This window comes from Flavobacterium sp. FPG59, from assembly GCF_002150205.1.
GTDB lineage: Bacteria > Bacteroidota > Bacteroidia > Flavobacteriales > Flavobacteriaceae > Flavobacterium.
The window spans coordinates 1-10553 of record NZ_MTCA01000099.1 but is presented as its reverse complement, the minus strand read 5'-3'; the positions used below and the strand labels follow the sequence as shown (position 1 = coordinate 10553).

Here is a 10553-nt window from a genome sequence, read left to right as displayed (position 1 = left end):
CATGAATACTATACTTCACTTTATGAAAAGAAATTATAAAATATTAATTGTTGTCGCGTGTATTTCGATGGCTTTATTTGCATTTAATATCAAAAACTCAAAAAGTAATGATCCTGAAAAAGATAAGTTACTACTAGAGTTATTGACTTTTGTTATTGAGAAAGGACATTACAGCCCTGCTACAATTGATGATAATTTTTCTAAGGGCATTTACAAGGATTACATTGTAGCATTAGATCCTTCAAAACGATTTTTCTTGCAATCAGATATTGATGAGTTTTCAAAATTTGAACTGCAGTTAGATGATCAATTATTGAACAAAGATTTAAGTTTTTTTAATCTTACCTACGATCGTTTGATCAAAAGGATGAACGAGAGCACTAAAATTTACAAATCAGTGCTTAGTAAACCGTTCAATTATGAAACTGATGAGAGTTTCAATGTTGACTATGAAAAAGCACCATATTCTAAAAATCTTACCGAGTTAAATGATAAATGGAGAAAACAAATCAAGTTGTCAACCCTTTCTTCATTGGTTGACAAACAAAGATTAGAAGAAGATAAAAAGAAAAATGACGCTAAGTATGTAGTGAAAACTTTTGAAGTATTAGAGAAAGAAACAAGAGAGAGTTCTTTGAAATCTCTTGATGAGTACTTCAATTTTATAAAAGATTTAGATCGTAATGATTGGTTTTCAGTATATATAAATGCAATCACAGGTCGTTTTGATCCTCATACGAATTATTTTGCTGCCGAAGAAAAAGAACGTTTTGATGTAAGTATAAGTGGTAAGTTAGAAGGTATTGGAGCAAGATTACAAAAGAAAAATGATCTTACTGAAATATCTGAACTTATTTCTGGTGGGCCTGCTTGGAGAGGTAAACAACTAGAATCGGGTGATTTAATTATGAAAGTTGCTCAAGGTGATGCAGAGGCTGTTGATGTTGTAGGAATGCGTCTTGATGATGTGGTTAAAAAAATTAAAGGACCAAAAGGTTCTGAAGTACGCCTTACCATTAAAAAAGTGGATGGAACTATTAAAATTGTTTCTATAATTCGTGATATTGTTGAAATTGAAGAAACATACGCTAAGTCAAGTGTGGTTGAGAAAAATGGATTAAAATATGGGGTTATTTATTTGCCGAAATTTTATATCGATTTTGAAAATCCAGAGGGTAGAGATGCAGGTAAAGATATTGCTCTTGAAGTTGACCGTTTGAAAAACGCAGGTGTTAGCGGAATCGTATTAGATGTTAGAGATGATGGAGGAGGTTCTTTGTCTACTGTTGTTGATATTGCAGGATTATTTATTGAGCAAGGTCCTATAGTTCAAATTAAATCGGCTGGACGAAAAAAAGAAGTTTTGTATGATAAGGATCCAAAAATTGAATGGGATGGACCACTTGTAATTATGGTAAATAGCTTCTCGGCCTCGGCTTCTGAAATTCTTGCAGCTGCAATTCAAGATTACAAACGCGGAATTGTAATAGGAAGTAAACAAACGTATGGTAAAGGTACTGTTCAAAATGTGTATGACTTGAATACCCTTGTACGTAATAGTGCAGTGGGAGATTTAGGGGCTATTAAAACCACTACTCAGAAATTTTATAGAATTAATGGAGGATCTACACAACTAGAAGGTGTACACAGTGATATTGTAATGCCAGATCGCTATTCTTATTTAAAAATGGGTGAAAGGGATATTGACAACGCAATGCCTTGGGATAAAATTGATCAAACTAGCTATCAATTATGGAATGATAATTCTAATTTTGCCCAAGTAATAATGAATAGTAAAAATAGAATTACTCAGAACCCACAATTTCAATTGATTGAAGATAATGCAAAATGGATTGATGGACGCAGTGAGGAAAATATTTACAGTTTAAATATTACTAAATTTAAAATTGCTCAAACTCAAATTGAAGAAAAAGCAAAAAAGTATAAATCAATTGTTGATTATAAGAATGATTTAAGATTCAGTTCTTTGCCACACGAAGTTGAGGCTATGAATCAAGATAGTTCTTTGAAAGAAAAAAGAGAAAGATGGCATGAAGCATTGTCTAAAGATATCTATGTAGAAGAAGCATTAAATGTATTAGATGATTTACAATCTAAAGCTTTTACAAACAAAGTATTACCCGTTAAGGTAAAAAAAGACAAGCTTGTAAAGTCATAATTTTATAACAACCCTACTAAAACGCTCAAAAGTAATTTTGAGCGTTTTTTTATGCTCTCTTTTTAATATTTCCCTATCTTTATTTTAATTAGTTTTTTAACGTTATCTAAGTTGTATGAGGTTTAATAGCAGTAGAATAGTAGTAGGGTGTTTTGTAATTATTACAACACTTTCTTCTTGTAAAAAAGAGATGTCAAATACTCAAAATGGTTTTGTACCCATTGCAAATGAAGAGAGTGAATACGAAAAGAGGAGTAAGTCTGAGGATGTAAATCAAACAGAATTACGTTATACAACAAATGATTTGTTGCCAATATCAACAACAAATACAATTGTAAAGCACAATTATTATTCTCTTTCTTATAATGAAAATTATGAACAAGCAGAGTGGGTGGCTTATGAATTAAAGAAAGATTACATAAAGAACAATAACTTTAAACGCCCCTATTTTATTGAGGATGCTAAGGTTATAACAGGTTCTGCTGATTGGAGGAATTATAAGAATTCTAATTATGATAAAGGGCATTTGTGCCCAGCAGGAGATATGGAATTCTCAATGTCAGCGTACAATGATACTTTTTTGACCTCAAATATAGCTCCTCAGGATAAGAAATTCAATAACGGTATTTGGAATAGATTAGAGCAAAAAGTTAGGTATTGGGCAGTGAAAGAGAATGGTGTGTATGTAGTGACAGGAGGTGTTTTGAACAATTCCTTAAAAACTATTGGAAAAGAAAAGGTCGCTGTACCTCAATATTTTTATAAAATATTGATGAATCGCTCTGGAAATAGAGTGAAAATGATTGGTTTTTTAATGTCTAATCAACCAAGTGATGAACCATTATACAAATTTGTAGTCTCTGTAGATGCAATAGAAAAACTCACGGGAATAAACTTCTTCCCTCAATTAGAGGACCGTTTAGAAAATCAATTAGAAGCTAACAAGGATTATAAATATTGGAGTTTTAACTAAATCTACTACTACACATTCGATAAGGATTAAGCTAATAGTTTTAAACTTATGCAACAATTACCATTCATTCACTTTATTCGCATCCATTTTGATGAAAATAAACAGTAGTATTGTAAAGCCCCATAGCCCTGATCCTCCGTAGGAGAAAAAAGGTAATGGTACACCAATTGTTGGGAATATTCCAGATACCATAGCAATGTTTACAAAGAAGTGCGTAAATAAAATACCCGCTACGCAATATCCATAAACCCTACTAAACTTGGTTTTTTGCCTTTCGGCCAAATATATAATTCTAAGAAATAATCCTGCAAATAGGGCTATTACTACTAGTGATCCTGCAAAACCCCATTCTTCACCAACTGTTGTGAAAATATAATCGGTATGTTGTTCTGGTACAAAGCCACCTTTTGTTTGTGTGCCTTCTAGAAAACCTTTTCCCAGCCAACCGCCAGATCCTATTGCTATTGTTGATTGATTGGTATTATAGCCTGATCCTTTTAAATCTACTGCTTTCCCTAGTAGAATATTAAAACGATCCCTATGATGCTGTTTAAATACATTATTGAAAATATAATCAACAGAAAATACAAAACCAGTTATCAGTACAAACAAGATACTACTTAGTATTACGTTTCTATCTGCTAATCTTGATCTATAATGAACTAAAACAATAACAAGTAAAGCTGCCAAAACAACGTAAATAGGCTCAATTACTAATGTGAGTACAAATAATAGAATGGTTATGAAACCCGTCCAAACATACCAGGATGGCAAGCCTTCTCTATACAACACGATAATAAAAATGCTATATATTAAAGCACTTCCAGGATCTGGTTGCGGAAGTATAAGAAGAACAGGTAAAAATATTATAGCTAGTGCTTGAATTTGTCTATTTGGATCTTTTAAATTGATTTGAGAATCACTTAAAAACTTTGCTAATGCTAGTGAGGTTGCTGCTTTTGCAAACTCCGAGGGTTGAATTGTAAAACTTCCTATTGCATACCAACACCTTTGCCCAGCTATGGTTTTCCCAAATAAAAATAGACCCGCTAAAGATATAAGTGCTACTATAAAAATGATACTAGCATATTTTTCATAAAACTTACCATCAACAGATACAACAATAAAGATTAATGGGATGGTAAATAGAATGAAGATTAATTGTTTCTCATAAGTGTCTTCCATAGACGATAATGAGGAAGAATAAATATTCAACCAACCTAATAGTACTAGCACCGTATAAATAATGATGCTGATCCAGTCAATATTATTTGTTATACTTTGGTTTTTCATTAGATTGGGAAGCTAGTTTTTTTTCTTTAATTGTATCAGTAGTCAACAGAACTTTTTTAGGTGTTCCTGTTTTTAATTTTTGTAACGAATCTGCTATTTTTAATTGCAGTTTAACGGTTTCCGAAAGTCCACCTAATTTGGCGTAACGACCTTGTAAACTCGTTGCTAGAATTCTTTTTTCAAGGTCTACACGGGTGATTTTATGTCTAAGGTATTTTTCAATCATCAAACTCGCAATCGGACCTGCAATTGTCGCTCCATAACCTCCATTTTCTACCATTACTGCTATGGCAATTTTAGGGTTATTCATTGGGGCAAATGCTACAAATATGGAATGATCTTCCATTTTTACTCGAACACCACCAATTTTTGTAAAATTTTCGGCAGTTCCTGTTTTTCCACAAATTTCAATTCCCTCTACTCGAAGTCCTCTTGCTGTACCTAGGTTGTACACGTCAAATAAACCGCTTATGATAGGTTTGAAAAATTTTTTATCAATTGTTGTGGTATGTTTAGTAGTGAACTTACTTTCAATTGGGATACCTTCTATTTTCTTTATGATGTGAGGCGTATAATAATATCCTTCATTAGCTACTGTAGCCATCATGTTTGCTAGTTGAATAGGGGTCATTAAAACTTCACCTTGACCAATAGCGTTAGATACAATAGCAGTGCTTCTCCAACCACCATTAGGGTACATGCGTTTGTATGTTTTTGAAGTTGGGACTAGTCCTCTTTTGCCAATAGGTAAATCATAACCCATAAATTGGCCTAAACCAAAACTTTTAAGGTGATTACTCCAAACATCAACGGCATAGGCAGGTTTAGCATACTTATTGATGGTTTTCATATAAGCAGTTGCAAAATAAGAGTTGCAAGACTCAAATATACCTCTATGCAATTGAAGCGCGCCTCCATGACAGTGGCAACCCATAAATCTACCTCTAGCATAGCTAAAACCTCGATTACAAAATACGGTTGTGTTATAATCAATTACACCTTCTTGTAACGCAACAAGACCCGTTAAAATTTTGAATGGTGAACCAGGGGGGTATTCAGCTAGTAAACCACGATCGTATAATGGTTTAGCAATAGAGTCACGGTATAATTGTGTGTAATTTTTTGAGCGTTGTCTGCCTACAAGAATTCCAGGATCGTAGGATGGAGCTGTTACAAGTGCTAAGATTTCACCAGATTTTGGTTCAATAGCAACAATTCCACCTCTTTTATTAATCATCAGTTCTTCGCCATATTTTTGGATTTCGGCATCAATGGTAAGGTTAATGTCTTGCCCTTGAACGGCTATGGTGTCATACTTGCCTGATTTGTAGGATCCTATTTCACGGTTGTGTTTGTCTTTTTGAAGGTATTTTACACCTTTAATACCGCGTAATAAATTTTCATAACTTTGTTCTACACCTTGTTTTCCAATTAAATCTCCACTGTTGTAATACGGATTTTTTTCAATTAGTTTTTCGTTTACTTGTGTGATAAAGCCAAAAATATTGGCACCAAAATTCACTTCATAATCTCGAAGTGAACGTTTTTGGAAATAAAAACCTTCGTATTTTCGAATCTTTTCCTGAAAAGCAGCAAACTCATTTTTATTTAATTGCGATAAAAAAACAGAAGGCAACCTAGGACTGTAAACAGTTGCTTTTTCAATTTTTTTTATAAAATCCTCTTTTGTAATATTAAGTAGTTGGCAAAACTCTAGCGTATCTGTGTTTTTGACCTCTCTAGGAATAACCATGATATCATAAGAGGCTTGGTTAGCCACAAGTAATTTACCGTTACGATCATAAATATATCCGCGTTCAGGATACTCGTATTTTTTTTTAATAGCGTTGTTCTCTGATTTTAATTTTAAAGTTTCATCAACTACTTGCAAATAAAAAATCCTTACAACCAATAATAGTGTAGCTATGGTTATTAAGGCAGGCAATAATGCTTTTCTCATCTTTTATTAGGCTTGATTAAATAGATAATTATGATGCAGATAATTATGGTAAAGGTAGTGCTTAATAGCACCGTTAAGAGTGTGTCTACTATAAAACTTAATTGAAAAGCTTCTAATAAAAACAAGGTAAAATGATGAATCACAACCGATAGTAAGATAAATGTAAATCGTTGTGGAGTAAGTACCTCATTTAATTTTATGGTTTGGTATTCATAACTTAAACCAAATGCAAATTTAAAAAGAGTAGGGCGTAAGTAAGCCAGTATAATGCACGCTGTTGCATGTGTTCCTCCAGAATTACTAAAAAGGTCCATGATGATACCCAGTAAAAAACTAGATGCCAGCAAGGCAGATTTGTTTCCATTTACAGGATACAAAATGATAAACAATATGTAAGGAAACGGACTAACATAGCCCAGTAAGTTCATATTGTTGAAAACAACTATCTGAAGTGCTAATAAAAGAATAAATCGAAGAATATTGACTAACAAGGTGCTATTCATCTTTGCCTTTTTTTTCTAAATTAGTAATCTCTTCTTTGTCCTTACTTTTAATAATATATACATGACCCAGATTAGTCATATCATTAAATAACTTTACGTCAAGTGTATAAAAGTTAGTTTGGGTGTCTCTGTAAATTTTTGAAATAGTACCAATATTTATATTCTCAGGAAAAATAACAGACTGACCACCTGTAACAATAGTGTCGCCAATTTTAATCATGGCAAGTCTTGGCAAATCTGTCAATTGTACAAATCCAGTACTTTTTCCGTTCCAGTTTAATGATCCAAAGTGGTTTGACTTCTTAATCTTAGCATTAATTTGCGATCGTTTATTCAGGATAGATATTACGGTCGCATAATTTTTTGAGGTGTTTTCTATAATTCCTACAATTCCTAAGCTGTTGATCACGCCCATGTCAGGTTTTACTCCATCCAGCTCGCCTGAATTTATAGTGAGGTAGTTTTCATAAACGTTATAGGAGTTGTGAATAACTTTAGAAACTAATATGTCACTAGGTTTTACGCCTTTTAAACTGTCCGTTAATTTTACGCTAGCGGTATCTTTTTTATTAAAGAGTAAGCTTTTAAGGGTTGCGTTTTCTTGTGCCAATGCGTCATTTTGAGCTTTTAAATTCAAATATTCATTGACATTGTTTATTTTTTCATAAACGCCACCACTCAAAAAATTAGCGGAACTTATTATTTTACTTCTATGAAAAGAGTGTGATTGAATAGTCAAGGAAAGTGATATACCCAAAAGCAGCAAAAACAGCAATCGGTTGCTGTTTTTAAAAATAAAATTAAAAATTTGCTGCATTTTCTTAAATGAATTATTTTAAAGAAAATTGCAACAAAAACTAAATACTAATTATAAATTCAATTGGAATACCTAACTAGGATTTAGTTTAAATGTTTTAATTATTTAATAAGTATACTTTTAAATTTAACTATGTTTTTCAAGGCCATACCAGTACCTCTTACAACAGCTCTCAAAGGATCTTCAGCTATATAAACCGGTAAATCTGTTTTTTGAGAAATTCTTTTGTCAAGACCTCGTAGCATTGATCCACCACCTGCAAGATAAATACCTGTATTGTAGATGTCAGCAGCTAATTCTGGAGGTGTTTGAGACAAAGTTTCCATTACGGCATCCTCAATTCTTTGAATAGATTTGTCTAATGCTTTTGCAATTTCTCTGTAAGATACTTCTACTTGTTTTGGTTTACCAGTTAATAAATCTCTACCTTGAACAGACATATCCTCTGGAGGAGTTTCAAGATCTTCGATTGCGGCTCCAATTTGGATTTTTATTTTTTCGGCGGTACTTTCTCCCACAAATAAATTGTGTTGTGTACGCATGTAGTATACAATATCATTTGTAAAAACATCACCAGCAATTTTTACAGATTTATCACATACAATTCCACCAAGAGCAATAACAGCAATCTCAGTAGTTCCACCACCTATATCAACAATCATGTTTCCTTTAGGTTGCATAATATCAATACCAATACCTATTGCGGCTGCCATTGGTTCATGAATCAAGTATACTTCTTTACCATTTACACGCTCACAAGATTCTTTTACAGCACGCATTTCCACCTCAGTAATTCCAGATGGGATACATACTACCATGCGAAGCGCTGGTGTAAACATTCGTTTCTTTAATGCAGGTATGCTTTTTATAAACATACTGATCATTTTTTCTGAAGCATCAAAGTCAGCAATTACACCATCCTTCAAGGGTCTTATTGTCTTAATGTTTTCATGCGTTTTACCTTGCATCATATTGGCCTCTTTACCAACAGCAATGATTTTTCCAGAAATTCTATCGCGTGCTACTATCGAAGGGCTGTCAATTACTACTTTATCATTATGTATGATTAAAGTGTTTGCGGTACCAAGGTCTATCGCAATATCCTCGGTCATGAAATCAAAAAATCCCATAAGTTTTTTAAGGGTTAAAAGTTATATAAAAATGCCAGACAAAGTTAAACAAATTAATGTTTAAAATGACGCGTTCCTGTAAATACCATTGCAAGATTATTTTCATTGCAATAATTAATGCTCAATTCATCTTTAATAGATCCTCCTGGTTGAATAACTGCTGTGATTCCTGCTTCTTTTGCTAATGCTACACAATCCGGAAACGGAAAAAAAGCATCGCTGGCCATGGATGCACCTTGTAAATCAAATCCGAAATTTTTAGCTTTTTCAACAGCTTGCATTAAAGCATCAACACGAGAGGTTTGTCCTGTACCTGAAGCAATAAGCGTACCGTTTTTTGCAAATACAATTGTGTTTGATTTTGTGTTTTTGCAAATTTTAGAAGCAAAAATTAAATCTTTAATTTCTTGCTCAGTAGGCGCTGTATTGGTAACGGTTTTTAAGTCTTCTTTAGTATCTGTGATGTTGTTTCTTTCTTGAATTAACAATCCATTTAAACACGTACGTACTTGTTTTTGTGGCAAATCTAATTCGTTTTGGATTAAAATAATTCGGTTTTTCTTCTCTTGTAGTATGGCAAGAGCATCGTCATCATAAGCAGGAGCAATAACTACTTCACAAAACAAAGAATTGATTTCTTGAGCGGTTGTTACATCTATTTTAGTATTTGAAATTAAAACACCTCCAAAAGCTGATGTAGGATCGCAAGCTAATGCGGCTAGATACGCTTCATGAATTGTAGTTCTGCTGGCTAATCCGCAGGCGTTGTTGTGTTTTAAAATAGCAAAAGTTGGACCATCATTTTTGAATTCATGTATCAAATTTACGGCTGCATCTACATCTAGTAAATTGTTATAAGAAAGTTCTTTTCCGTGAACTTTTTTGAACATCGCATCAAAATCACCAAAGAAAAATCCTTTTTGGTGAGGGTTTTCTCCGTATCTTAAAACTTGACCATCTGCAATACTTTCTTTGTAAATGGTTTCATCTGTATTGAAATAATTAAAAATAGCTCCGTCATAATGTGAAGATACGTGAAATGCTTTGGTAGCAAATAATTTACGATCTTCTAATGTTGTAGCTCCGTTCTGTTTTGTGATAGTTTCTAAAAACAAACTATATTGTTCCATAGACGAAATAATAACGGTATCTTTAAAATTCTTTGCAGCGGCACGAATTAACGATATGCCACCGATGTCAATTTTTTCAATTATATCCGCTTCAGTAGCTCCCGAAGCAACTGTTTTTTCAAATGGGTATAAGTCAACTATTACTAAATCTATTTGCGGGATGTCAAATTCTTTCATTTGTTGCACATCACTCTCATTATCCTGACGATTTAGTATTCCGCCAAAAACTTTTGGGTGTAATGTTTTTACTCTTCCTCCTAATATAGACGGATATGAGGTTACATCTTCTACTGGAATTACTGGGATTCCAAGATTTTTTATAAAATCTTCTGTTCCACCAGTAGAATAAATTGTAACATTTTGACTGTTTAGTTGTCTAACGATTGGCTCTAATCCTTCTTTGGAAAAGACAGAGATTAATGCTGATTGGATTGTTTTTGTTGTGCTCATTATGTAGTTATAGTTATGAGGTGCAAAAATAGTTTTTTAATGTTAAAATTAAGCCATTTGAAAATGAGATAATTTTAATTTGTAAATCTCTTTTTTGGAGTTTTTATTAAAATGAAAG

8 protein-coding genes are annotated in these 10553 nt (G+C 33.0%); 2 read left to right on the top strand and 6 right to left on the bottom strand.

Annotated elements, in window-relative coordinates; genetic code table 11:
• The first annotated feature begins 1 nt into the window (after position 1).
• Together FPG59_RS09930 and FPG59_RS09925 are read left to right on the top strand one after the other, a co-directional pair.
• A complete protein-coding gene (locus FPG59_RS09930) occupies positions 2-2179 on the top strand; it encodes a carboxy terminal-processing peptidase (RefSeq protein ID WP_086454451.1) in 2178 nt (725 codons plus the stop codon).
• Between the two features lie 115 nt (positions 2180-2294).
• Positions 2295-3152: a DNA/RNA non-specific endonuclease gene (locus FPG59_RS09925; RefSeq protein ID WP_254906678.1), complete on the top strand. Its 858-nt coding sequence runs from the start codon at positions 2295-2297 to the stop codon at positions 3150-3152.
• Between the two features lie 57 nt (positions 3153-3209).
• Here the strand turns inward: FPG59_RS09925 and rodA are convergent, their stop codons facing one another.
• The 6 genes from rodA to purH all read right to left on the bottom strand — a co-directional run bounded on the left by rodA (position 3210) and on the right by purH (position 10435).
• Positions 3210-4445: a rod shape-determining protein RodA gene (rodA, locus tag FPG59_RS09920; RefSeq protein ID WP_086454449.1), complete on the bottom strand. Its 1236-nt coding sequence runs from the start codon at positions 4443-4445 to the stop codon at positions 3210-3212.
• Entirely contained in the window at positions 4420-6405 is a 1986-nt protein-coding gene (gene mrdA / locus FPG59_RS09915) for a penicillin-binding protein 2 (protein WP_086454448.1), read from the bottom strand. The genes rodA and mrdA overlap by 26 nt, the downstream gene beginning before the upstream one ends.
• Positions 6402-6908, bottom strand: a complete 507-nt coding sequence (gene mreD, locus FPG59_RS09910; RefSeq protein ID WP_086454447.1) for a rod shape-determining protein MreD — start codon at positions 6906-6908, stop codon at positions 6402-6404. The genes mrdA and mreD overlap by 4 nt, the downstream gene beginning before the upstream one ends.
• Positions 6901-7725: a rod shape-determining protein MreC gene (mreC, locus tag FPG59_RS09905; protein ID WP_086454446.1), complete on the bottom strand. Its 825-nt coding sequence runs from the start codon at positions 7723-7725 to the stop codon at positions 6901-6903. Before mreC ends, mreD begins: the two co-directional genes overlap by 8 nt.
• Positions 7726-7826: 101 nt before the next feature.
• The gene (locus tag FPG59_RS09900; protein ID WP_086454445.1) at positions 7827-8855 is read right to left on the bottom strand and encodes a rod shape-determining protein; all 1029 of its coding nucleotides are present in this window, start codon (positions 8853-8855) and stop codon (positions 7827-7829) included.
• A 53-nt stretch (positions 8856-8908) separates the two neighbouring features.
• Positions 8909-10435: a bifunctional phosphoribosylaminoimidazolecarboxamide formyltransferase/IMP cyclohydrolase gene (gene purH / locus FPG59_RS09895; RefSeq protein ID WP_086454444.1), complete on the bottom strand. Its 1527-nt coding sequence runs from the start codon at positions 10433-10435 to the stop codon at positions 8909-8911.
• Positions 10436-10553: the final 118 nt, after the last annotated feature.

Coding starts and splice junctions, on each gene's coding strand:
- FPG59_RS09930 (WP_086454451.1), top strand. CDS start 2: ATGAATACTATACTTCACTTTATGAAAAGAAATTATAAAATATTAATT.
- FPG59_RS09925 (WP_254906678.1), top strand. CDS start 2,295: ATGAGGTTTAATAGCAGTAGAATAGTAGTAGGGTGTTTTGTAATTATT.
- rodA (WP_086454449.1), bottom strand. CDS start 4,445: ATGAAAAACCAAAGTATAACAAATAATATTGACTGGATCAGCATCATT.
- mrdA (WP_086454448.1), bottom strand. CDS start 6,405: ATGAGAAAAGCATTATTGCCTGCCTTAATAACCATAGCTACACTATTA.
- mreD (WP_086454447.1), bottom strand. CDS start 6,908: ATGAATAGCACCTTGTTAGTCAATATTCTTCGATTTATTCTTTTATTA.
- mreC (WP_086454446.1), bottom strand. CDS start 7,725: ATGCAGCAAATTTTTAATTTTATTTTTAAAAACAGCAACCGATTGCTG.
- FPG59_RS09900 (WP_086454445.1), bottom strand. CDS start 8,855: ATGGGATTTTTTGATTTCATGACCGAGGATATTGCGATAGACCTTGGT.
- purH (WP_086454444.1), bottom strand. CDS start 10,435: ATGAGCACAACAAAAACAATCCAATCAGCATTAATCTCTGTCTTTTCC.